27 protein-coding genes and 2 pseudogenes are annotated in these 22,171 nt (G+C 70.2%); 15 read left to right on the top strand and 14 right to left on the bottom strand.

What is annotated here, in order from left to right; translation table 11 throughout:
• The first annotated feature begins 203 nt into the window (after positions 1-203).
• The 3 genes from QSK26_RS38595 to QSK26_RS38585 all read left to right on the top strand — a co-directional run bounded on the left by QSK26_RS38595 (position 204) and on the right by QSK26_RS38585 (position 2,164).
• Entirely contained in the window at positions 204-578 is a 375-nt protein-coding gene (locus QSK26_RS38595; RefSeq protein WP_285780316.1) for a VOC family protein, read from the top strand.
• Positions 579-752: 174 nt separating this feature from the next.
• Complete coding sequence (locus tag QSK26_RS38590) at positions 753-1,292, top strand: DUF1062 domain-containing protein (RefSeq protein ID WP_285780315.1); 540 nt, start codon at positions 753-755, stop codon at positions 1,290-1,292.
• A 284-nt stretch (positions 1,293-1,576) separates the two neighbouring features.
• The gene (locus tag QSK26_RS38585) at positions 1,577-2,164 is read left to right on the top strand and encodes a GtrA family protein (protein WP_285780314.1); all 588 of its coding nucleotides are present in this window, start codon (positions 1,577-1,579) and stop codon (positions 2,162-2,164) included.
• A 118-nt stretch (positions 2,165-2,282) separates the two neighbouring features.
• Here QSK26_RS38585 and QSK26_RS42195 read toward each other — a convergent pair.
• Positions 2,283-2,489, bottom strand: a pseudogene (locus tag QSK26_RS42195) (sulfotransferase); the annotation flags it as partial.
• Positions 2,490-2,732: 243 nt separating this feature from the next.
• A complete protein-coding gene (locus tag QSK26_RS38575; protein WP_285780313.1) occupies positions 2,733-3,134 on the bottom strand; it encodes a DUF6223 family protein in 402 nt (133 codons plus the stop codon).
• 382 nt (positions 3,135-3,516) lie between these two features.
• On the opposite strand from QSK26_RS38575, the gene QSK26_RS38570 reads away from it, so the two are divergent.
• Positions 3,517-4,665, top strand: coding sequence for a histidine kinase dimerization/phosphoacceptor domain-containing protein (locus tag QSK26_RS38570; protein ID WP_285780312.1), 1,149 nt, complete (start codon positions 3,517-3,519; stop codon positions 4,663-4,665).
• Between the two features lie 5 nt (positions 4,666-4,670).
• Here QSK26_RS38570 and QSK26_RS38565 read toward each other — a convergent pair whose 3' ends face one another.
• From QSK26_RS38565 to QSK26_RS38550, 4 genes are all read right to left on the bottom strand, one after another.
• On the bottom strand, positions 4,671-4,979 hold the full coding sequence (locus QSK26_RS38565) for a YciI family protein (RefSeq protein WP_285780311.1): 309 nt from the start codon (positions 4,977-4,979) through the stop codon (positions 4,671-4,673).
• A complete protein-coding gene (locus QSK26_RS38560; RefSeq protein ID WP_285780310.1) occupies positions 4,976-5,500 on the bottom strand; it encodes an SRPBCC family protein in 525 nt (174 codons plus the stop codon). The genes QSK26_RS38565 and QSK26_RS38560 overlap by 4 nt, the downstream gene beginning before the upstream one ends.
• A 71-nt stretch (positions 5,501-5,571) precedes the next feature.
• Positions 5,572-5,928, bottom strand: a complete 357-nt coding sequence (locus QSK26_RS38555; RefSeq protein WP_285780309.1) for an ArsR/SmtB family transcription factor — start codon at positions 5,926-5,928, stop codon at positions 5,572-5,574.
• A complete protein-coding gene (locus tag QSK26_RS38550) occupies positions 5,919-6,275 on the bottom strand; it encodes a VOC family protein (RefSeq protein ID WP_285780308.1) in 357 nt (118 codons plus the stop codon). The genes QSK26_RS38555 and QSK26_RS38550 overlap by 10 nt, the downstream gene beginning before the upstream one ends.
• 256 nt (positions 6,276-6,531) lie before the next feature.
• Between QSK26_RS38550 and QSK26_RS38545 the strand changes: the two genes are divergently transcribed.
• The 5 genes and pseudogenes from QSK26_RS38545 to QSK26_RS38525 all read left to right on the top strand — a co-directional run.
• Positions 6,532-6,657, top strand: coding sequence for a hypothetical protein (locus tag QSK26_RS38545; RefSeq protein WP_285780307.1), 126 nt, complete (start codon positions 6,532-6,534; stop codon positions 6,655-6,657).
• 318 nt (positions 6,658-6,975) lie between these two features.
• Positions 6,976-7,857, top strand: a complete 882-nt coding sequence (locus QSK26_RS38540; protein ID WP_285780306.1) for an ABC transporter ATP-binding protein — start codon at positions 6,976-6,978, stop codon at positions 7,855-7,857.
• A 39-nt stretch (positions 7,858-7,896) separates the two neighbouring features.
• Positions 7,897-8,559, top strand: coding sequence for an ABC transporter permease (locus QSK26_RS38535; RefSeq protein WP_285780305.1), 663 nt, complete (start codon positions 7,897-7,899; stop codon positions 8,557-8,559).
• Between the two features lie 13 nt (positions 8,560-8,572).
• Positions 8,573-8,857: an ATP-binding protein gene (locus tag QSK26_RS38530; RefSeq protein WP_285780304.1), complete on the top strand. Its 285-nt coding sequence runs from the start codon at positions 8,573-8,575 to the stop codon at positions 8,855-8,857.
• A pseudogene (locus QSK26_RS38525) lies at positions 8,854-9,108 on the top strand (response regulator); the annotation flags it as partial. The gene QSK26_RS38530 and the pseudogene QSK26_RS38525, both read left to right, overlap by 4 nt.
• 35 nt (positions 9,109-9,143) lie before the next feature.
• Here QSK26_RS38525 and QSK26_RS38520 read toward each other — a convergent pair.
• From QSK26_RS38520 to QSK26_RS38500, 5 genes are all read right to left on the bottom strand, one after another.
• On the bottom strand, positions 9,144-9,491 hold the full coding sequence (locus tag QSK26_RS38520; RefSeq protein ID WP_285780303.1) for a hypothetical protein: 348 nt from the start codon (positions 9,489-9,491) through the stop codon (positions 9,144-9,146).
• 148 nt (positions 9,492-9,639) lie between these two features.
• Complete coding sequence (locus QSK26_RS38515; protein WP_285780302.1) at positions 9,640-11,052, bottom strand: DUF6297 family protein; 1,413 nt, start codon at positions 11,050-11,052, stop codon at positions 9,640-9,642.
• Positions 11,049-11,660 (bottom strand): heme ABC exporter ATP-binding protein CcmA, encoded by a 612-nt coding sequence (ccmA, locus tag QSK26_RS38510; RefSeq protein ID WP_285780301.1) that lies wholly within the window; start codon positions 11,658-11,660, stop codon positions 11,049-11,051. Before ccmA ends, QSK26_RS38515 begins: the two co-directional genes overlap by 4 nt.
• Before the next feature lie 198 nt (positions 11,661-11,858).
• The gene (locus QSK26_RS38505; RefSeq protein ID WP_285780300.1) at positions 11,859-13,043 is read right to left on the bottom strand and encodes a serine hydrolase domain-containing protein; all 1,185 of its coding nucleotides are present in this window, start codon (positions 13,041-13,043) and stop codon (positions 11,859-11,861) included.
• 17 nt (positions 13,044-13,060) lie between these two features.
• Entirely contained in the window at positions 13,061-14,209 is a 1,149-nt protein-coding gene (locus QSK26_RS38500) for a serine hydrolase domain-containing protein (protein WP_285780299.1), read from the bottom strand.
• Between the two features lie 116 nt (positions 14,210-14,325).
• On the opposite strand from QSK26_RS38500, the gene QSK26_RS38495 reads away from it, so the two are divergent.
• Together QSK26_RS38495 and QSK26_RS38490 are read left to right on the top strand one after the other, a co-directional pair.
• The gene (locus QSK26_RS38495) at positions 14,326-14,979 is read left to right on the top strand and encodes a response regulator transcription factor (RefSeq protein WP_285780298.1); all 654 of its coding nucleotides are present in this window, start codon (positions 14,326-14,328) and stop codon (positions 14,977-14,979) included.
• On the top strand, positions 14,976-16,136 hold the full coding sequence (locus QSK26_RS38490) for a sensor histidine kinase (protein WP_285780297.1): 1,161 nt from the start codon (positions 14,976-14,978) through the stop codon (positions 16,134-16,136). Before QSK26_RS38495 ends, QSK26_RS38490 begins: the two co-directional genes overlap by 4 nt.
• Before the next feature lie 71 nt (positions 16,137-16,207).
• Here QSK26_RS38490 and QSK26_RS38485 read toward each other — a convergent pair whose 3' ends face one another.
• Entirely contained in the window at positions 16,208-17,206 is a 999-nt protein-coding gene (locus QSK26_RS38485) for a zinc-dependent alcohol dehydrogenase family protein (RefSeq protein WP_285780296.1), read from the bottom strand.
• Between the two features lie 104 nt (positions 17,207-17,310).
• On the opposite strand from QSK26_RS38485, the gene QSK26_RS38480 reads away from it, so the two are divergent.
• A complete protein-coding gene (locus tag QSK26_RS38480) occupies positions 17,311-18,057 on the top strand; it encodes a TetR/AcrR family transcriptional regulator (RefSeq protein WP_285780295.1) in 747 nt (248 codons plus the stop codon).
• A gap of 82 nt (positions 18,058-18,139) precedes the next feature.
• On the opposite strand, the gene QSK26_RS38475 is transcribed toward QSK26_RS38480, so the two are convergent.
• Positions 18,140-19,000 carry an NmrA family NAD(P)-binding protein gene (locus QSK26_RS38475; RefSeq protein WP_285780294.1) on the bottom strand — a complete coding sequence of 287 codons (861 nt, stop codon included), beginning with the start codon at positions 18,998-19,000 and terminating at the stop codon, positions 18,140-18,142.
• A gap of 66 nt (positions 19,001-19,066) precedes the next feature.
• On the opposite strand from QSK26_RS38475, the gene QSK26_RS38470 reads away from it, so the two are divergent.
• The 3 genes from QSK26_RS38470 (at position 19,067) to QSK26_RS38460 (ending at position 20,347) form a co-directional block, all read left to right on the top strand.
• Positions 19,067-19,420 carry a MerR family transcriptional regulator gene (locus tag QSK26_RS38470; RefSeq protein ID WP_285780293.1) on the top strand — a complete coding sequence of 118 codons (354 nt, stop codon included), beginning with the start codon at positions 19,067-19,069 and terminating at the stop codon, positions 19,418-19,420.
• Between the two features lie 235 nt (positions 19,421-19,655).
• Entirely contained in the window at positions 19,656-20,030 is a 375-nt protein-coding gene (locus QSK26_RS38465; protein ID WP_285780292.1) for a hypothetical protein, read from the top strand.
• Positions 20,030-20,347: a winged helix-turn-helix domain-containing protein gene (locus tag QSK26_RS38460; protein ID WP_285780291.1), complete on the top strand. Its 318-nt coding sequence runs from the start codon at positions 20,030-20,032 to the stop codon at positions 20,345-20,347. The genes QSK26_RS38465 and QSK26_RS38460 overlap by 1 nt, the downstream gene beginning before the upstream one ends.
• A gap of 171 nt (positions 20,348-20,518) precedes the next feature.
• Here QSK26_RS38460 and QSK26_RS38455 read toward each other — a convergent pair whose 3' ends face one another.
• Positions 20,519-22,153: an OmpL47-type beta-barrel domain-containing protein gene (locus QSK26_RS38455; protein WP_285780290.1), complete on the bottom strand. Its 1,635-nt coding sequence runs from the start codon at positions 22,151-22,153 to the stop codon at positions 20,519-20,521.
• Positions 22,154-22,171: the final 18 nt, after the last annotated feature.

Raw genomic sequence — 22,171 nt, 5'->3', positions numbered from 1 at the left:
GCGCACCCAGGGCGCCTTTTGGGCTGATATTAGACCATTGGTGGGTTGTGTGCTGTCCAGGTGCCGGCAGGTCCGCGGCATGCTCGCCAACGTCATAGGTCCTAGCTGGTCAGGGACGTCGTGAGCACCGGCCCCATTGCGTCGGGGCCCTGGGCCGTTTAAGGGTTGGCTGCGTGCGGTTGATGCTCGGTAGGGTGCCGGTCATGGCTTGTCGCATTTCCGAACTGATCATTCCCTGCCGGGATCCGCATCGGCTGGCGGCGTTCTGGTGCGAGGTGCTGGACTTCATCGTGCTCGACACCGAGGACGCCGGCGCGGTGGAGATCGGACCACGGGAAGGATTCGGCGGATTGCAGCCGACTCTGATCTTCAGCCCCACTACCGAGCCCAAGGCGGGCAAGCTGCGGCTGCACTTCGACGTCAACGCCACCGACCGCGATCAGGACGCCGAGCTCGAACGCCTGCTGAAGCTCGGGGCGCGCCCGGCCGACGTCGGCCAGACCGGCGAGGAGCCCTGGCACTGCCTGGCCGACCCCGAAGGCAACGAGTTCTGCCTCCTGCGAGCCCGCCTGAGCTGAGCATCGGCCCGCACCGGCAAACGACCCCTATGTGAGGACTTCGCGCGCATGACGCCGCCTGCTCTTTAGACCTGACACCTTCTCTGCGCATCGGTCGCCGACGACGCCGTCGGCTCTGTTTTCCGTGCTCTTCGTCAGGTCTTCAGAGAGATCATGTCTTCACATCCTCATATCGTGCTGCCCTGGGCCGTGCGACGCGCCCACCTGCCTCTGCTCGCCCTCCGGTGCGTGGCCTGCCCTTCCGGCCGCGCCACCACCGGCGACGGCAGATTCCGCGTCAACGCCAACGGCAAACTCCTCGACGTCTGGCTCCTGGTCAACTGCGTTTCCTGCGGCCGGACCAGCAAGCTCACCGTCCACGATCGCATCCCGGTCCGCTCGCTGCCCGCCGGCCTCCTGGCCGGTTACTCGGCCAACTCGCCCTCCCTCGTCGTGGACACCCTTCTCGACCCGTTGATCGCCCGGCGCAACCGGTTCACGCTCGACTGGGACGAGTGCTGGGAACTCCACGCGCCTCCCGTTCCCGAAGATCCGTGGCCCCTGCAGATCACGGTCACCTTCGACGATCCCGTGCCAGTCCGTCCCGAACGGCTCATCGCCGCTGGATTGGGCATCAGCCGTAACGAGATCGCGCACAGAGTCAAGATCGATATCCCACTGAACCGCAGGACGAAACTGGACTTCTCCTTCGTCCTGGTGTGGTCGGTGCAGTAAGTTCACGCCCCGCTCCACTCGGCGATGGAGCCACCCCCATCGAGGATCTCGTCCGCAATCTCGGGGATCTCGTGGCTCAGGTCCCCGAGATCGTACAGCCCTTCATCAGAACTGAAGGAACGACCCGCGCCGGTGCTCGCGGGCCAGGCGGGCGATGTCGCCGGTGCGACGGCCGGCTCGCTCTCCCACCCGGTCACCGGCGCGCTCTGCCAGGCGCCGGCTCCTCGCCGTGGCAGGTACGCTGTCGGCCTGTAAGTCGCCGAGAGACGGGACTGGCCAGGGACGTGAGGTTCATCAGACACCTCTACCAGCGGTTCGTATCGTCGCTCCACGAGCTGGTCCGATTCGGCAGTATCGGCCTTGTCGCGTTCTTGCTGGACACGGGCGTCTACAACCTCTTCGCCGTGGTGTTGGAGTGGGGGCCGCTCACCTCCAAGGTCTTGGCGGCTTCGGTGTCGACGGTGTGTGCGTACCTGGGCAATCGCTTGTGGACGTTCCGGCATCGGGAGCAGAGCGGGCTCGGACGCGAATATTTCCTCTTCTTCCTGCTGAATGGCGTCGCTCTCCTGCTCGGGGTGCTGGTCATCGGCTTCACCAAGTACACCCTCCGCGTGGACGATGCCTTCAGCCTCAACATCGCCAACCTCGTCGGCGTCGGCCTCGGCACCCTGTTCCGCTTCTGGTCGTACCGGAAGTGGGTGTTCCTGGAGGCCACAGAGCAGGTCCCCCCAGAGCTGCCCGAAGCAGACGTCGCCCGGGCTCAGCACACCTTTCCGGGGGGCGCACCTCCGAGGATCTCGTACCAGGCATGGGGTCAGAAGACGCGCGAATTCGATCGCAGACGGCCACGGCTGCGCGCTCCGGGTCGATGAGGGAGGTAGCGATACAGCGTTCCTTTCGCGCCCATGCTGTAGAGCTCGGATCCGCCCGGCCCGAAGGCGAGTGATCGCACTTCGTCGGTATGCCATATGTAGGGCCGTCCGAACGGGGCTAGCGCGGCCACGTTCCACTCCATCCGAACTGAACGCCAGGGCGCGTACTCCGTCGGCCCCGGGCCTGAACGGGCGACAGGTGACATGCCCGGTTGGCAGGTCGATGAGGGCGCATGCTGACATACCAGCGATGCGGATCGCGGACAGCCAGGACGATCTTCGCGTCCGGGTAGACCTCCGCCTGCTCGCGCCAGAAGAACCTGGCCGGCCAGTCCGAATCCTGCGCCGATCACGTGTAACACGTCAGTCTGCTGCGTCGGCGGCGTTCACCTTTCGGCAGACGTTGACCGCGGCCTTGGCGTAGTTGTCGGACTAGTAGTAGGGCAGCCGCACCTATTGATGTGGAGCTGCCTGCCTTTACGTACAAGATCACGAGAAGCGGCGCCGTGCGATGATCGAGGTGTGTACGGTCATCGGGGCCTCGATCGCGCGCTTGTATTCGCTGCGGTCAGCCGCTCAGCTCGGTGCGACGGGAGCGGGCCAGAGCCAGCCCGCCGAGGGCCGCGCCGACAAGGCCAAGCACCAGGGCCAAGGCCGCCCCGAACACTCCGTTGCCGGTGCCGAGACCACCGTCGGCGACAGCCAGTTTCACCGCGCCGTTGAGCCCGCCGATCAGCCCCACCACCAGGGCCACGATGGCTCCCCTCCTCCCGCCGCCGCCGATACGACGGACGGAGCGCAGCGCCAGCCAGCCGATGACCACGCCGCCCAGCGCCACCAGTGCGGCCACACTGGCCCAGATTCGCTCGGGGGTCCCGAGGAAAGTGTCGACACCCTGGCCCGCGCATTCTGCCGACGTCGTACAGACTGGCGAGGCCGCCTGTGCGGCAAGTACCAACAAGATGGACATTGAGGATCCTTTCGGTCGAATGACGGGTGTCGGCAGCGTGTGCAGCGCGGCGACTGCACTTACAGGGTCCGGCTGGGTCAAGACGTGCGCGGCTGCCGGTGTGGCAAGCCCGGCGATTGCGAGCGGGCCGCTTACGGCGGCGGCAAGCAGGTGACGCACGGACATGTGGTGCTCCTTCCTTCCTGCGACTGGATGTCGTCTGAGCATGTCCGCTGGACCCACTGCGGGTCGTCCCGCCTACGAGGGCGATGTGTGATGCCGCCGATGCGGCAGCCTGCTGCCGCGGACGCGGCAGCAGGGGCGGAGGTACCGCGGGTGCGGTAGCCGGCCGATCGTCCCCGCGCAGGAGTCGCTCGCGCGAGCATCCGGCTAGGGTGCGCGCATGGGTTCAGGACGGCGCGGTGTGCGGCTGGTGGCCTCCGGTGTTCGGGCCGGTGTCATCGACTGGGCGGTCGCCGGTTGTGCGGCTGCGGCGTTGCTGGTCACCGGGTTGTCCGGGCAGCATCCGGCCACGGGCCTCGCCCTGCTCGGCTACGCGCTGCTGGCGGTCGGCGGCCTGGCGCTGGCCGCGCGCCCCCGGGCTCCGGTCGTGGTCCTGGTCGTCACCGGGGTGTGCGCGGTGGGGTACCAGGCGGCCGGTATCGACGTGCCTGTGGTCGCGTACCTGGTGGCGGTGTACGCCGCCGTACGGGCGGGACATCGAGCCATCACGGTGGCGGCGAGCGTGGCCATGCTGGCCGCTCTTCCCCTGGCGGCCCTGGCCTCGGGCCTGCACGACACGGGGGAGGCGTTTGCGCAGGCCCGAGGCGCGCTGGAGTTGGCCTGGCTGGTCGCGGCCGGCGCCGCGGGTGAGGCGCTGCGGCAGGCTGAGCGGCGGGCGGAGGAAGCCGAGCGTACCCGGGAGGAGACCGCGCGGCGGCGCGCGGATGAGGAGAGGCTGCGCATCGCGCGGGAACTGCACGATTCGCTCACTCACCAGATCTCGATCATCAAGGTGCAGGCCGAGGTCGCGGTTCACGTGGCCCGCAGGCGCGGTGAACAGGTGCCGGACGCCCTGCTGGCGATCCAGGAGGCCGGACGGGAGGCGACCCGGGAGCTGCGGGCGACCTTGGAGGCGCTGCGCGATGACGACATGAGCCCGCCGCGTGGGCTCGACCATGTCGCGGAGCTGGTGGAACGCGCTCGGATGACCGGTCTAATTAGAACCAAAGCGCCCCTTCAAGGTGGGGACACGTTCGGGAGCGGAGGGCCGTCCACGAGGGCGCGGTCGCCTCATCGCGCGGCGAGCCGCCTCAAAGCTCATGGCAACCGCCGAGCGCGTACCCGCAGCGGCAAGCTGTGGGTGCCATGCACGCCGCGGTGCCGGCAGACGAATGCCCGGGACCTGTCGAGCGGAGGGGCGCGGACGCCTTGCTCGGAAGGTCATGGCCGCGGCGATGACGGTGCAGCGTCCATGAGACGGGGGGCGCGTGCGCGGATGGTGTCTGGTGGCCCTCGCTGGGGCCGGGAGGCGAGGGGCGTGCCCGGGTGAGCCGGTCAGGGGCCGGGCCGCCACCGCCTGGTGATCGCGTTGTGCATCGGGTAGATGTCCACCGGCCCCAGTTCGGCGATGACCACGGGATCGGCCGCGGCCAGCGCCCGGGCGTCCTGGAGGGCGTCCGCTTCCAGGATGGCGACGCCCCAGTCGCCCGCCGGGTCGGCGACCGGCCCGAACGCGATCGCGGTGCCCCGGTCGGCGAGTGCCTGCCAGTAGCTCACGTGTTCGCGCATGGTGGCCGCCTCGGTCTCGGTCATCGTCGTGCGGAAATCCGGCCGGGGGACGAACTTGTAGAGGAAATAGCTCATGGAAGGCTTCCTTTCGAGGATTGACGGGCCTCCGCCGCGGCGGCGAAGCAGGCGAGGATCGTCGCCCAGCCCTTGCTGTAGGCCTCGCCCGTGTAACCGCCGGGAAGGGCGCAGTCCTCGGACAGCTGCGCGTCGCTGAGCGCCTCCCAGCCTCGGTGTTCGACGGTGACCCTGGTCAGTGCCGGGCCGAGCGCCGTGAAGGCCAGTTCGATCTCGGTCGGCGCGGGTGTTCCGGTCCAGGTCATGGTGAACCCGTGGGGCGGCCGCCAGGCCAGCAGTTCGCCCCACTGCACGGTGGTGCCGTCCTGCCAGGTCTCGTAGACCCGGCCGCCGGTGTGCTGTTCGAAGGTGACGTCGCGTACCGTCTCCTGGCCTGCTGAGAACGGCCGTACCGGCCACCACACGCCGATCGTGCGGACGAAGACGTCGAAGGTGTGGTCGATGTCGCTGCGTACGAGGGTGGCCTGGCGGACGGGTGGCCGCCGTAGCGGCACGACGGGAGGCCGGCTCTGCGCGGTCATGGTCGTCCTTCGCTGTGGGGATTTGATGCTTGTTGAGGTTATTGTCGCTTTTTTCTGGATGGATGGTGCGGTCAGCCGGTACGTTCGGCCTCCACATCGTCCGACAGCCCGCGCTCGGCCTCGGCGAGCCGGCGAGCGTTGTCCAGCGCACCGGCCCACATCTCATCCAGGAATGCCCTTATCCCGGCGAGCCCCTCAGGGCGAGCCCGGTAGAGCCGGCGGGTGCCGGCCCGGCGTTCGGTGAGCAGCCCCGCGTTCTTCAGCACGGTCACGTGCTGGCTGATCGCGGTGCGGCTCACCTCGAACGTCGCGGCGATCTCCCCGGCCGACAACTCGTCGTGGGCGACGAGTCGGAGGATGGTGCGCCGGCGCGGCTCGGCGAGCGCGCGCAGCACCTCGTCCGTCGGGTCCGGCTCGGTCAGGCCCACAGGCCCACCTGGTTGCCGTCCGGGTCGGCGAAGACCGCGAATCTGCCGAAGTCGCCGGGCAGGTCGATCGGCGGGACCAGGCGCTCGCCGCCCAGCGCCTCGGCCCGATCCAGGTAGGCGTCGAGGTCGTCCACCTGGACGTAGACCTTCACGCCCGTGTCCCCGGGCTGCATGGACGGTCCGATGCCCCCGCCCACGGCCTGCTCGCCGGCCCCGGTGTCCACCAGGCCGTACCCGCCCATCTCCGGGTCGGCGGCGACCCGCCAGTCGAACAGGTCCCGGTAGAACGCCTGTGCCCGCTCGTGATCCGAGCTGATCACCTCGAAGAACGCGATCGGTCGTCCCATTGTCATCACCTTCCAGAGTGTCGTGTTCCGCTAACGTTAGCAGGCACTGACACTCTTCGCCTAGCGGCGAGTCTGCCCGTTCCAGCCAGACGGCGCAGGTCAGCACGTAACGGCACTCGGGGAGACCGGTCGTGAGCCGGCCCGCGGCACGGTACTCCGCCGCGGCGGGCGCCTTGTCGCCGGACTCTTCGAGCGGGTGCCCGCGTACATCAACCCAGGCACGGAAGCATTCGTTGTACCAGCCCGTGGATACGGCGTGACGGCCGGAGTGATCGCGGGAGCGGCGCGCGAACAGCGCCAGTTCGCGCTGCTCTCGCGCGGTCGGGCGGTGCCCTTCGTAGTGGACGAAGCGGGTGATGGTGGCTTCCTGTCGGCGATTTGACCGGTCCTGAAGGTATGTTGCGTCGAAGGCGTGCCCGACCTAGCGTGATGGGATCGCATTCCGGCCCGCTGTCTTGGTGCTCTTCCGGGATTTGATCGCCACTTGGGATCCGCGGTCTGGGCGATCTCCCATGCTCCGTCCGTCCGGCCGAGGAAGCCTGTCGATCAGGAGGCTGATCGGATTCAGAGTTCCTATCCATGACAGCTGTCACGCCAAGGTCATGACAGGAGGTCGAGAAAACCTCGGCCAGGTGAAGGCCTGGACGAGACGTTGATTTCGCAGGCGGAACGGCGGGACGCCGCAGTTCGCGTCCAGGGCTTGCGCAAACACTACGGCGCGGTCCACGCCGTCAAGGAAGTGGACCTGACCAGCAAGGCGGGCGAGGTCGTCGCGCTCCTCGGGCCGAACGGCGCCGGCAAGTCGACCATGGTGGACATGATCGTCGGGCTGACGAAGCCCGACTCTGGAATCGTGCAGGTCTTCGGGCTCCCGCCTCGTCAGGCCGTCCTGGAGGGTGTCATCGGCGCCATGCTCCAGGAGGGTGCGTTGCTCGACGATGCCACGGTGATCGAGATGGTGGGCATGGTGGCATCTCTGCACAAGAACCCCCTCCCGGTCCGGGAGGCACTGCGCAAGGCGGGCATCGAAGACCTTGCGCGGCGCAGATCCACCAAGCTGTCGACGGGGCAGAAGCAGCGGGTACGGTTCGCCGTCGCTCTGGTGGCCGACCCCGACCTGCTGCTGCTCGACGAACCCACGGCGGGGATGGACGTACGGCGACGACGCGAGTTCTGGCACTCCATGCAGGAGTTCACCGCGTCCGGCCGGACCGTCATGTTCGCGACGCACTATCTGGAGGAGGCCGAGGAGTTCGCCGACCGAGTCGTGTTCCTGCGCGACGGGAGTACCGTCGCGGACGGCTCGGTGGCGCAGGTGCGGTCACTGGCGGCCGGCCGCACACTGCGCGCGACGGTCTCCGGGGTGAGCGAGCCCGCGATGCGCGCGCTCCCCTCCGTGGTGAACGTGGAGGTCCGCCAGGACAAGGTCGCCGTGCTCAGCTCCGATTCCGACACCACGCTTCGGGCGCTCCTGTCCCGATTCCAGCACGCGCGTGACGTCGAGGTGGTCGGCGTGGGCCTGGACGAGGCGTTCCTCGCCCTTACCAGCAGAACTCGCACAGGCGAAAGTGAGCTGTCATGAAACTCGGTTATCTGGCGCTGGAGTTGCGCAGAGTGCTGCGTGAGCCCGGAACCCTCCTGTTCATCATCGGGTTTCCCGGCGCTTTTTTACCTGCTCGAGGCGGTCATCTTCGGATCCCAGTGGCCTGCGCGGTCGGCGATCGACCCCGGAGCCGTCCTGTTAGCCGCCATGGCCGGCTGGGGCGTGCTCATCTCCGGGATGTTGGTCGGCGCCCGCGTGGTGAACGAGAGGGAGGCGGGCTGGCAGCGGCAACTGCGGCTGACGCCACTGACCGGTGGTGGCTACCTGCTGGGCAAGGTGGCAGTGGGCATGCTCGTCTCGATCCCGCCTCCCATCGTCCTCGCCCTGGCCGCGGCCCTGTTCCGGGACGTTCGCCTGGATCTGGGTGGCTGGCTCTTCGTGACGCTCGTCATCACGTTGGGCGGCACGCCGTTCGCCATCCTCGGCCTGCTGATCGGTCAGTTCGGGAACAAGAAGAACACCCAGCAGATCATCATCATCGGGATGCTCGTGCTGGCCATCTTCGGCGGAATACCGCTGGACGCGCTGCCTGCGTGGTTCTCCTACATCGGCTATGCCACGCCCAGCTGCTGGCTCACCGACCTGGGCCGGGCCGGGATCGAGATGGGCGGCGACCCTATGCGGGCGGGGATGATCCTCCTAATTAGATGCGACGCTGACCGTCGAAGGGCAACAGCATGAGGTGCCGGCCGCGGTGAGCCGGACCGTCTACCGGATCGTTCAGGAGTCGCTCACCAACATCGTCCGGCATGCCGCCGCCGAGACCGCGTCGGTCCGGATCGAGTGCCGTCCGGACGCTCTGGCGATCCGCATCGATGACGACGGCAAGGCCAGGCCGGGCAGCGCCCCGGTGCCCGGCGTCGGGCTGCTGGGGATGCGCGAACGGGTCACCGCCCTCGGCGGTCGCCTCCGGGCGGCACCGCGCGCCGGGGGCGGCTTCACCGTCCAGGCCGAGCTTCCCGTGGACCGGACGTCATGATCCGGGTCCTGCTGGTGGACGACCAGCCGCTCCTGCGCAGCGGATTCCGCGCGCTGCTCGACCTCGAGGACGACATCGAGGTGGTGGCCGAGGCCGGCGACGGGAGGGAGGGCCTGGCTCTGGCCAGGGAACACCGGCCCGATGTCGCGCTCATCGACATCCAGATGCCGGTCATCGACGGCATCGAGGCGACCCGGCGCATCGCCGCGGACCCGGCCCTGGCCGGGGTGCACGTCGTCATCCTGACCTCGAGACCGACTCGACCTGCTGCAACCCCCCCCAGCACTCAGCCGACCTGCGGCTCAGCGCTTATCGAGAAGTCTCGTCGGAATATGACCACGACCCCGTCCCGGCTGAGCAGGCCGTGTCCGGCGAAGTAGACGAGTAGCGGTCCGGTGGCGTCCTCGGTCACCGAGGTGATCACGTCGCCGAGTTCCATGGGTGTGGGCAGGTCGGTCGCCACCCGGATCGCCTCGGCGGGCAGCCCGCACCGCCGTTCCAGCGTGTCGGCGAGGTCGGCGAGTGTGGTCGCCACGGCGGGGATGTCCGGCAGCCCGGTATAGGACGCGGTCCCGACGAGCAGGGCCCGCGCCCCGGTCAGCCCACCGAAACGCGCCACGCTCTCATCAAGCACGCGCGCGAAGGGTTTGTCACGCTGTCTTCCTGTCGTTCTTGCTCTTTTCGTGTGTGGCGAATGGCCTCACGTCCTGATCATCTTGGTGCCCTCCGCCCAGGCGGAACCGACCCGCGAAACCGTTCGGCCGGCTGTCCGGTTCCGCCGGTCAGGGAGTCCTCGAACGCCAGATGTAGGCCGCCAGCACGGCGACTCCCGTGAGGGCCTGCGCGACCACGTACCCGCCCAGCTGGGCGGGCTGGGTCAGCGCCGCCTGCACCGTAGGAAGCGTGCCGAGCAGCGCGATGTCCACGCCGGTCAGCGCCCAGAGCACCGGGCCGACAGGGATGCCGCCCATCCCGAAGTCGACCAGCGGCAGGGAGTGGTCGACGGGCTGCCTGCGCGCCATACGCAGCGCCCCCGCTGCCATGGCGGGGGCGGTCAGTACGCCCAGGAGGAGCCAGGGGCCCGTCAGGCCCAGCCAGGTCAGGGCGAGGACGATCCAGGCGGCGCCGAGCAGGAGGGGCGGAAGGGCTCTGGTCGCCAGCGTCTGCCGGGGGTCGACGCCCAGCAGCCGGGCGAGGGCGGGGTTGTTGCCGTCGCGCCGGGCTCCCGAGGTGACGGACGCGGCGGCGGTCAGGGCACCGGCGGCGACCAGGAGCAGCCCGGGTGCCGGGATCCCCGCGCGCGAGGCCACCATGGGCAGCAGGGTCGCCGCGAGCAGCAGGGCCGGCCGCCCGGGGCGGCGCGCCAGCCGGCAGACCTCCGTCCAGGCGAGTGAGAGGAAGGCCGGGAGCCGTTCCGGCCAGGGATGGGGACGCAGGTCGTGGGTCCGCCAGTGGTTGTCCTCGGCGATCCAGGTCAGCGCGCCGGGGTCCAGGTTCGTCGTGGCCCTGGCCAGGTGTCCGGCTCGGGTGGAGGCGTCCAGGAGGATCCGGGCGGGCATGCGGGTGAGGGCGGACCACGCCCGCCACCCCAGGAGGACCGCGGTGGCGGCGACCACGGCCGCCGCGGGTCCGATGGGCACGGAGGGCAGCAGGTGCGGCACGGCGGTGCACAGGACGGCCACCACCGTCACAACGGTCAGCGTGCCCTGGAGCCAGGCGTCCCAGGCGGTGGAGGATTGCGCGAGCACGGCCCAGGCCATGCCGCCGACGGTGGCCGCCACGCCGAGGACCAGCGCCGCGGCCAGCCGGCCGGGGGCGGCGACGGCGACCGGCAGGGCCAGGCCCAGCACCAGACCGCCCGCGACCGAGATCGCCAGCAGGACCAGGGCCGTCCTGCTCAGTACGGCGCGGCGGGACAGCGGCGTCAGGAGAAGCCAGGCGGCGTCGGCGGGCGGCAGCACCACCGGGCCGAGGGCGCGGGAGAGGGCGAGGAAGGCCGCGTAGCCGACCAGGATCAGGGTCAATCCGGCGCCGACCCGGGCGGGCGTCACCTGCCCGGCGGCCGCAGTGAGCACGAAGCTGATCGGCTGGGCGACGACGGCGGCCACGAGGAGGAGGGCGAAGGCGATGAAGTAGCGGTCGGCCCAGCTCCGCGCCGGCCGGCCGGACCGGATGAGGGACCGGATCTCCTTCACAGGTCGATCCTCCTGGCACCGGCGACCTGGGCGAGCTGAAGGTCATGGGTGACCATCACCACGGTGCCGCCCTCCGCCGCGTACTCGGTCAGGATCTCGCCCAGACGCACGCGGAAGTCCGCGTCGAGGCCGCGCTCGGGCTCGTCCAGCAGGAGGATCCGGCTGGGCCGCGTCAGGCCCATCGCGAGTGAGAGACGTTGCTGCTGACCGGTGGAGAGCCGCAGGGGCGCCATGTCGGCGCGCTCGGCCAGGTCGAACAGTTCCAGCGCCCGCTCGGCGGTCAGGCGCGGCCGGTGGTGCACGGCGGCCATGAGCTTCAGGTGTTCCCGGACGGTCAGGCCCGGGTACCAGGCGGGCTCGTCGGCGACCAGGGCGACGTCACGCCAGAAGGCCGGCTCGTCCGACGGCGGGCCGTCCATGACCGCCAGCTTCCCGGCGGCGGGCGGGAGCAGCCCGGCCAGGCAGCGCAGCAAGGTCGACTTGCCCACGCCGTTCTGCCCCGTGATGGTCACGATCTCACCGGGGGCGGCGGTGAGGTGGAGCCCGCTCAAGATCGGATTGCCGCTCAACTCCACAGCCAGATCCTGGGCGATGATCGCTTTGGTCATGTCGCAGACACTATGCGAGACGAGCGGGCGTTCAGGGCGCATATCGGGTTCTGATCCATCTGTGGGGGGTCGCTCTCGCGGCAACGCAGACGGAAAGGACCGATGATGTCGTCGCCCGCCACCCCGGCCCGGGGCCGGCGGCGTACGGCCGCCGGGACCCGGAACACGGAGCACGGACACCCGGGCGGGCGGGCCGGATCACGCCCGCCGTGTGCTGATCTCCCGCTCCCGCTGGACGATGGCTTTGACCCCGCTGTCGTAGTTGCCGAGCACGATCGCCACCCAGTCGGAGCCGGGGTGGACGTCGAGGTTGGTGGCGACGCCGGGACCGCTGCCGGGGTGCCCGTAGATGGGCTGCCCGGCGACGACGAAGTCGTGGAAGCCGTAGTCGGCGAACTCCCGTTCGGTGGCGGGCGAACCGGGCCTCGGCGGCACGGGGACCTTGGCGGTGGTGACCAGTTCCGTGTACGCGGGGTCCAGCAGCCTGCCGGCACGCAGCGCGGAGGCGAAGCGCAGCAGGTCGGGGGCGGTGGAGTAGGCGCCCCCGTCGGGGCCGCCGACGAACCCGAACATCGGCGTGGTGGTGAAGTCGACGCGAGCGCCGGAGGGCTGGGTCCAGTAGGGGCGGGCGACGTCGGGGTCGGCCAGCACCTGCGGCCGGGTGAGGAAGTCGGTGCGGGTCATGCCCGCCGGGGCGAAGACGTGCCGGCGTACGTAGTCGTAGTAGGACCCTCCCGAGACCTGGGCGACGATCGCGCCGAGGACCCAGTAACCGTCGTTGCTGTAGCCGAACCGGGTACCGGGCGCGAACTGGAGGGGGGTCGACCGGATGATGCCGAGGGTCCCTTCGACCGTCTCTTCGACGCTGTTCCAGGTCGGCCATATCCCGCCCCCCAGGGCCGGCCGGCCCACCCCGGAGGTGTGGGTGAGCAACTGCTGGACGGTGACGTCCGCGATCTCGGCGGGGAAGCCGCCGAGATAGGTGCCCAGCTTCTCGTGGAAGGCGACCTTGCCCTGGACGACCAGCTGGGCGATCGCGAGCCCGGTGAAGCACTTGGTCACCGACGCGAGGTTGAACAAGGTGTCGGGCCGGTTCGGCACCCCCTGCCGCTGGTCGGCCATGCCGTACGCGCGGGTGAGCACGGGCCGGTCCCGGTGGGCGAGCAGGACGGTTCCGGAGAACACATCCTGGGCGGCCTGTTCCGCCACGAACCGGTCGAACGCGCCGCCGGGCAGCAGGTCCTTGTCCGGGCCCCGCCTGCGGGAGGAGTCCGCGAACCCCGGGGACGCCCAGGTGAATCCCGTGGCGAGGGAGGCCGCGCCCAGCGTCCCGAGGGCGGTCCGCCTGGTGATCCGGAACGGCGCCGGCGATCGATGAGTCATGGTGGCTGTCCTCCGGGTCACTGCGTGGGCTGTTGGGCGGTGATGAGCCTGCGCGCCATGACGGCGACGGGCACCACGGACCGGACGTCGTAGTTGCCGAGGACCACCGACACCCAGCCGGTGCCCGGGTACATCTCGACGTAGGCGCCCTCACCGGCGGAACCGCCGTTGTGCAGGAACATCCACTGCTCGCCGAACAGGAGGGCAAGCGGCCCGTACCCCTGGAAAGCGGCGCCGGGAGCGGGGGCGTCCGGGCTGTCCGCCCAGCGTGGCAGCCCCTGTTTCGCGCTGAGGACGATCCGGGTGTGGGCTGGGTCGAGGAGCTCTCCGCCCATCAGGGCGCGGGCGAAGCGGTCCAGGTCCGGGCCGGTGGAGAAGGCGTCGCCCGCCGCGGTGCCGATGAACGTCTTGTCGGCGATGACGTCGGCACGTTCGCCGGACGGCTGTGTGGCGTACGGGTGGGCGAAGCGCCGGTCGTCGTTCCACTGGGGCCGGGTGTACCAGTCCGTGTCGGTCATCCCGGCGGGGCCGAACACGTGCTCGCGGACGTGGTCGTAGTAGGACAGCCCGGACGTCCGTGCCACGATGGCGCCGAGGAGTTCGTAGCCGGAGTTGCTGTACTGCACGCGGGTGCCCGGCGTGAAGGCGGGCGGGGTCCGCCGGATGATCGCCATGATGCCGTCGTTCACCTCGGCCGCGTCGGCCCAGGCGCGCGCTCCGTCCTTGAACTCCTGCGTCTCCCGGTAGTTGCCCAGGCCCGAGGTGTGGGTGAGCAACTGGTGGACGGTGACGTCCGCGGTCTCGGGCGGGAATCCGTCGAGATAGGCGCCCAGCTTGTCGTGGTACGCGATCGCGCCGCGCTGCGCCTGCTGGTGGATCGCGACGGCGGTGAACAGCTTCGTCGCCGAGGCGAGCGCGAAACGGGTGTCCGGGCCGTTGCGGATGGAGCGTCGCCTGTCGGCCATGCCGAAGGACCGGGAGAGCACCGTGCGTCCCTGATGGGTCAGGAGCACGGTGCCGGAGAACTCGTCCTTGGCGGCCTGGCTCGCGATGAACCGGTCATAGGCACCGCCAGGGCCGAGGTCCGCAGGAACGGAACGGGCCCCCGGGGCGCTGGCGGGGGCCGCTCCCCGCAGGCCGAGCATCGACCGGCGCGTCGTCCTCATGCGCGGTCACCTTTCCTCGTGGAGATCATGGCCCTCATGTCTACGGGCGGGCGCGTAAGGCCAGGCGATCGCCGGGCCATACAAGATCCATATGTCGCCGCGGGGATACTTACCGGATGCGGGTACTGCTGGTCGAAGACGAAGAGCCGCTGGCCGGGTACATCATGGTCGGGCTGCGCAAGCACGGGTTCGCCGTCGACGTCGCGCACGACGGCCGGACCGCCCTGGACAAGTGCGCGGTCACCGCGTACGACGTGGTGGTCCTGGACCGCGACCTGCCCGGCGTGCACGGGGACGCGGTGTGCCGGCACCTGGCGCGGCGCGGCACGTCACGGGTGCTCATGCTGACCGCGTCGGACGCGGTCGAGGATCGCGTCGCCGGGCTCACCCTGGGCGCGGACGACTACCTGGGCAAACCGTTCGCCTTCTCCGAACTCGTCGCCCGCGTCGGCGCGCTGGCGCGGCGCAGTACCCCGGCCCGCCCGCCGGTGCTGCGCGCCGCCGACGTGGTCGTGGACCCGGCGCGGCGGATCGCGGAACGCGGGGGGCGGCTCCTGCACCTGACCCCGAAGGAGTTCGGCGTCCTGGAGGAGTTGCTCGCCGCCGACGGCGTCGTGGTCAGTGCCGAGATGCTCCTGGACAAGGTGTGGGACGAACACGCCGACCCGTTCACCAACGCGATCCGGATCACCGTCGGCACCCTGCGCCGCAAGCTCGGTGACCCGCCGCTGATCGACACCGTGACCGGCGCCGGGTACCGGATCCGATGATCCGCGTCCGCCTGACCGCCCGGGGGCGGCTCGCGCTGCTCTACGCCGGGCTGGTCCTCGTCGCGGGCATCATGCTGAGCGGGCTGACGTATCTGCTCGTGCAGCAGGGCTTGAAGAACCGGCTGGTGATCGGCGTGCGGGTCGGCCCGAACGCCGATCGCGTGCTGCCCCCGTCCCCCGCCGAACTGGCCGAGATCGGCGGCCGGGTCCGGGCCGAGACTCTGTCCGAACTGCTGACCCAGGCGGCGGTCGCGCTCGCGGTGGTCATGGTGATCGCGCTGGTGTTGGGCTGGCTGGTGGCCGGGCGGGTGCTGCGCCCGATCCGGACGATCGCGGCGACCGCCGGGCGTCTGTCGGCTGAGAACCTGTCGGAACGCGTCCCGGTCAACACGCCCGCCGACGAACTGGCCACTCTCGCCACCACGATCAACCAGATGCTGGACCGCATCCAGACGGGCGTCACGGAACGCGATCGGGTGCTGGACAGCCAGCGGATGTTCGCCGCCAACGCCGCCCACGAACTGCGCACGCCGCTGACCACGATGCGCACCGCCATCGACGTCACCCTCGACGGCGACCCCACCAAGGCCGAACTCCTCGCCATGGCCGACGACATCCGAACGGCGATCACGCACAGCCGGCGTACCCTCGACGGCCTGCTGGCCCTCGCCCGCAGCCAGGCCGGTCCCGTCACCGGTCACCCCGTCGACCTCGCCGACATCGCGGCCGGCATCCTCGACGGCACCACCGATGAGCGGGCGCGCCGGGACATCAACGTGCGGAGCGACCTCGGGCCCGCGGCGACCACCGGGGAACCGATCCTCCTCGAACGCATGGTCGGCAACCTGGTCGACAACGCGATCCGGTACAACCACACCGGCGGCCACATCACGGTGACCACCGGCACCGCCGGCGCGCACGCGTTCCTGCGCGTCTCCAACACGGGCCGGACGGTCGCCTCCGACGAAGCGGACAGGCTGCTGGAGCCGTTCGTCCGCGGCACGGGCACCCGCACCCGAGCCGACGGCGGCGCCGGCCTCGGCCTGTCCATCGTCCGCGCCGTCGCCGTCGCCCACCGCGGGGAGACCACCATGACCGCACGTCCCGCCGGAGGACTGGACATCGTCGTCCGCCTGCCCGCCCGCGCACCGCGCTGATCCCCATCGCCGCTGGCCTGGCCGGTCGATGAACCGGTGGATGAGCATGGTGGTGATGTCCTCTCGGCCGGTCAGTGCCGGACGGTGACGACGATCTTGCCGACCTGGGTGTTGGACTCCATGTAGCGGTGAGCTTCGACGATGTCGGCCAGGTCGAAGGTGCGGTCGATCACCGGGGCGAGCGCTCCGGCGCGCAGGCCGTCGGTGATGAAGGTCTCGGCCCGGCGAACCCGCTCCTCATCGGCGAACAGGTGGAAGATGGCGTAGCCGTAGACGTTGATCGGCCACCACATGGGCAGCGGGGTGGGCCGTCCGTCCAGTGAGCCGTAGACGATCAGCATGCCGTCCGGGGCCACGGCCTGCGCCAGGTCGGGCAGGCCGGGCCCGGCGACGCCGTCGAAGACCAGTCGCGCGCCGCGGCCGGCGGTGAGGGCGTGCACCTGCCCGGCCACGTCGCCGTCGGCGGCGGCGATCACATGGGCGGCGCCCGCGGCCAGCAGCCGGTCGGCCTTGGCGCTGGTCCGGGTGACCGCGATGGGCGTGGCGCCCAGGTGGGCGGCGATCTGGACGGCGGCCAGGCCGACGCTGCTGGAGGCGGCCGTGATGACCACGTCATCGCCGGGCCGTAGCCTGCCGACCTCGACCAGCGCGCCGTAGGAGGTGAACGCGGGCACCCAGATGGCCGCGCCGGTCACGGCGTCCATGTGCGCCGGGCGGCGGATCAGCCGCTTGGCCGCCACGATGGCCCGGTCGGCGTAGATGCCGTGGATGGACATGCCGTCGTCGTTCGGTTTGGCCACGACGCTGACGGCGTCTCCGGCGGCGTAGCCGGTCACGCCGGGTCCGACGGCCTCCACGACGCCGGCGGCCTCGGTGCCCAGACGCGAGCCGGGCAGCACCGCGTCGTAGTAGTACCGGCCGGTCCGCAGGAACACCTCGCCCCGGTTGAGGCCGAACGCGTCGATGCGCACCCGCACCTCGCCCGGGCCGGGGTCCCCGACGTCTGTATCCGTGAGGTGGAGCACCTCGGGACCGCCGAGCTCGTCGAACAGGACTGTTCTGGCTCTCATCACGAACCCTTCCATCTGCCGTCCGAAAGGTCCGCCGCTCCATATCAGAACGGCGTTCAAACTTTGTGCGCCGTACTCTAACGTAGCGGTGTAAGCTGTCAAGCGTGCGAGAGCAGACAGTGGGCCGGCGGGCACGGTTGCGGGCGCAGACCACCGCGGAGATCAAGGCCGTCGCGCTCAAACACCTCGGTGAGGGTGGCCCCGACGCCGTCTCGCTGCGGGCGATCGGCCGCGAGATGGGCATGAGCGGCAGCGCGATCTACAGCTACTTCGACACCCGGGACGCGTTGATCACCACGTTGATCAACGACATCTACACCTCGCTGCTGGACCAGGTGGAGACCGCACGCGACGCCGTCGCCCCCGGCGACATCGCCGGTCGCATCCTGGCCTGGGGGCAGGCCGTGCGCGTCTGGTCGCTGGCCAACCCCGAAGGCTTCCGGCTCATCTACGGCGATCCGGTCGCCGGCTACCAGGCGCCGGCCGGCGGCCCGGCCCCCGAGGCCGCCAAACGCGCCTGCCTGGGACTCACCGAACTCGCCGCCGCCGCCTGGCCGTACGCGAAGGCCACCCAGGCATCCACCGACTACCGGTGGTCGGACTTCTCATCCGGCCTGGCCGACACCATCCGCGAGCATCTCCCCGATCTGCCTCCGGCCGTCGTCGCCCTGGCGCTGCGCATGTGGGGCCGCATGCACGGCCTGATCTCCCTGGAGGTCTACGGCCATCTCGGCACGCAGACCGGCGATCCCGCCAAGCTGTACCACGCCGAACTGCTCGACCTGCTCAGATCCCTGGGGCTCGACGTGGAGCGTCCGCGGCGCCCGAGGACGCCGCAAGCCTCGACCTGAGTTCTGGACGATGTGCCGCAGGAGGAGATGACGGCCTGTTGTCTGTGGCGACGCTCTCCAGGCGCCACCTGGCTGAACGTGGTCAGCTGAACTCGGCCGCGTGGTCCATGGCCCACTGCGCGAAGGTGCCGGCAGGGCGGCCGGTGAGGCGCTCGACATGATCGGTGATGAGGCCGGACTCCGGTCTGTGTGCCGAGGCGGCGACCAGCGCTTCCACCAGCCTCTCGGGACGACCGTCCGCGAGCATCCGCGAGCGCGCGAGATCGGCGGGGACCGCCTGGAAACGCAGACGGCGGCGGAGCGCGACGCCGAGGCGATCGACCTGGTCGGCACGGCTGAGCACCTCGGGGCCCGTCAGCAGGTATGGGCTGCGGACCGGTCGGCCGGGGTCCGCGAGCAATAAGGCAACAGCCGCATCGGCGACGTCGCGCTCGTCGACGACAGCCGTGCGCGCCATGGCCGGACCGGCCACGACGTCGCCCGCTCCCAACTGCGCCGCCCAGCCACGGGCGTTGGAGGCCAACGTGTCACTGCGCAGTACCACCGGTCGCAGGCTGGCATCGTGCAGCAGGGCTTCCATGTCGGCGTGCACCTGAACGATGGGATCACTCTGACGAACCGCCTGGTCGTCCACGGCTGTCGAGGACAGGTAGACGACGCGGGGTGCCGCTGCGGCGAGTTCCGCGATCAGGCCGTGCGCCGGGGCCGCGTCGAGCAGCGGCCAGATGAGGAAGACGGTGTCGACCCCCGCGAGCGCGTCATGGACGATAGTGGGGTCTGTGAGGTCGCCGACCACGAACTCGGCGCCGGGGCGCACACCAGCGTGCCCACGCACCAGGCAGCGCACGCGCGCACCGCGTATCTTGAGTCGGCCGACGACCTCACTGCCGAGGTTGCCGGCCGCGCCGGTGACCAGAATCGTTGGGCGAACAGCTTCAGGCATGACCGAGACGGTAAGGGTTCAGGTCGACATGAAGGCAAGGCTCTCGTGGTGAGGACGATCGGAGAGGTGGCTGCGGAACTCGGTATCGAAGCTCACGTGCTCCGCCACTGGGAACACGTCGGGGCGCTCGCCGTGCGCCGCGACGGCAACGGCTACCGCCTCTACGACGACAACGCTCTGGAACAGGCACGCATCGTGCTGAAACTGCGGCGCGTCGGACTGTCGTTGCCGGAGGTCATCGCCGCCATGGCGCCGAAGAAGTCGACGGCGCAGGCCGTGGTACGGGCGAAGATCGCCGCACTCGAGGACGAGGTCCTCCGCAGACAGCAGGCCATCACCTTCCTGCGGCACACCGTTGAGTGCCGGCATCGGTATCTCGACGAATGCCCGGACTGCGAGAGCTTCGTCCGTGAAGTTTGACGGGTTGTGATTTACCTGGAGCGGGCTCCGCTGGTCACCGAGGAGTTCCTGCACGTCGACGGCGGGCAGAGCGCGGGCCGATGAGCGACATGAGCGACGAGAAGAACTTCGCCGACGTTCTCGCCGCCTGGAAACACGGCATCGACGTCCACGACCCCGCCGAGATCGGGGCGGTGTTCGCCGAGGACGCGCTGTTCCAGGGCGGCCACCCGGAACCTTCTCCGCGCTTCCGCGCGTGGTCATCTCCGCGGTCGGCATCTTCGTCGCCTTCGCGGCCATTGACCTCCCGCGGCCCTGGCACTTCGTCGTCATGGCGCTCGGGATGGTCCTGTATGCGGGCGTGGGGATCGTCTGCGAGCACCGGGCCTCGGTCCGCCGGAAGGCCACCCGCCAGGAGGCCCTGTTCCACGGCGGGCTGCTGGCCTGCATCATGGTGGCCTTCGGCATCGGCCGGATCGCCGCCTTCGCGCTGTTCGACCTGCCACCTCAGGGGCTGCTGTCACAGGCCGCCGCAGGCGCGTTCGTGGCGGCCGTGGCGTACGTCGCGGCCACGCCCGTGAACCGCTCCATCATGAAGTCGATCGTCCAGCACGGCGGCGGGGCCCTCTGATGGATCCGCTCTTCGACGAGTTCCTGCACGTCCCGGCGCGTCTGTCGGTCGTGGCGCTGCTGGTGCCGGCCGAGTGGGTGGACTTCGGCTTTCTCAGAGACTCGGTCGGCACCAGCGACTCGGCGCTGTCCAAGCAGGTCTCCGCACTGGCCGCCGCCGGATACGTCCTCGTCCGCAAGGACCAGGACAAGCGGGCGCGCCGGATGTACGTGCAACTCACCCCGCAGGGACGACTGGCCTTCCAACGGCATGCGGCGGCCCTGGAGCAGATCGTCGCCCTCGCCCGCGACACCGCCGGCCAGCCCACCACCGACTAGGGCCTGTAGACCGGCCGGGCCGTCGGCCGGGCCCGGGCCGTCGCCGCCTTCTGGGCGGCGTGACGCGTGAGCGGCCCCCGTCTTTGGACGGGGGCCGCTCACCGGCTGACGAATCACGGGCTGACGCAGTCGCCTCTCGGGGCGGCCGTCGCCCCTGCCCGGCGGCGGGCGCTACTCGCCGCCGGCTTCCACGATCATGAACTTGGCCGTGCCCACCGCCATGTTCCCGGCCTTGTCGGTGGCCCGGTACGACAGGGTGTGCGCGCCGGGCTGGTTGACCGACAGCGGCTGCGTGTACGTCGCGAACGGCTGGCCGTCGAGCGAGTACTCCACGGTGTCCAGCCCGGAGCCGACGTCGCTCGCCGTCAGCTTCACCGTCGCCGAGCCGACGTAGTTCCAGGCCCAGTCCTGGGTGCCGGTGAGCGCGGCCGACACCTGCGGCAGCGTGGTGTCGTCCTCCGGAGCCACCACGGTGAACCTCAGCGTCGCCACCGGCGAGGTGTTCCCGGCCTTGTCGGTGGCCCGGTACGACAGGGTGTGCGCGCCCGCCTGGGTGACCGACACGGGGGACGGGTACTCGGTGTAGGGCCCGCCGTCGAGCGAGTACTCCACCGTGGCGACCCCCGACTCCGTGTCGCTCACCGAGATCATCACGGTCGCCGAGCCGACGTAGTTGCCCGCCGAGTCCTGCTCGCCCGACAGCTGCGCCGAGACCTGCGGGGGAGTGGTGTCCTCCTCCTGCGAGGCCGCCACCGTGAACTCCACCGAGTCCACGGGCGAGGTGTTGCCCGCCTTGTCGGTGGCCCGGAAGGTCACCGTGTGCGCGCCGGGCTGGTTGACCGACAGCGGCTGCGTGTACGTCGCGAACGGCTGGCCGTCGAGCGAGTACTCCACGGTGTCGACCCCGGAGCCGGTGTCGCTCGCCGTGACCGTGACCGTCGCCGTGCCCACGTAGTTGCCGTCCGCGTCCTGGTCACCGGTCACCTCCCCGGTGACCTCGGGCGGAGTGGTGTCCTCCTCCTGCGGAGCCACCACCGTGAACTCCACCGAGTCCACCGGCGAGGTGTTGCCCGCCTTGTCGGTGGCCCGGAAGGTCACCGTGTGCGCCCCCACCTGGTTGACCGACACCGGGGCCGAGTAGGCCGCGAACTCCCCGCCGTCGAGCGCGTACTCCACGGTGTCCACTCCGGACTCGGTGTCGCTCGCCGAGACCGTGACCGTCGCCGCGCCCACGTAGTTGCCGTCCGCGTCCTGGTCGCCCGCCACCTGCGCGGAGACCTGCGGTGCGGTCGTGTCCTCGCCCCCGCCTTCGGTGACGACGAGTTCGCCGGTCATCTGGCCGTGGCCGGGGATCGCGCAGTAGTAGCGGTACTTGCCGGGGGTGAGGTTCACCTGGGCGATGTGCCGGCCGCCGTTGGCGTCGAAGGGGCTGGCGATGATGTTGAGGGTGACGTCGTGGTTGTAGCCGGGGGTGGAGGTGTCGAACGTCAGCGTGTGCGTCATGCCGGTGGTGTTGCCGGTGGCCGCGCTGTTCTCGAAGACGATGGTGGCGGGACCCGCCGTGGCCGATTCCGGCACCGATTTGTACGCGGTCATGCTGTTGTCGGCGGTCCAGGTGAGCACCTGGTCCGCCGCCTGCGCGGCGGTGAGCTGCGTACGGGGCTGCGCGGCGGCCTGGAACGACGACAGGAAGAGCGCGGGAAGCGCCACGGCGAGCAGCACCACGGCGAGGCGCGGCGCCGTCACCGCTCCGGACGCCCGCCGTAAGGCTCTGATCACGAGGGAGGGGAGAGATCCGACATGCATGTGTCGATGCACCTTTCC

It is taken from the genome of Microtetraspora sp. NBRC 13810 (genome assembly GCF_030268685.1).
In the GTDB taxonomy this organism is placed as follows: domain Bacteria; phylum Actinomycetota; class Actinomycetes; order Streptosporangiales; family Streptosporangiaceae; genus BSRQ01.
The sequence above is the reverse complement of the archived record's forward strand: the minus strand, read 5'-3'. Positions and strand labels throughout refer to the sequence as shown.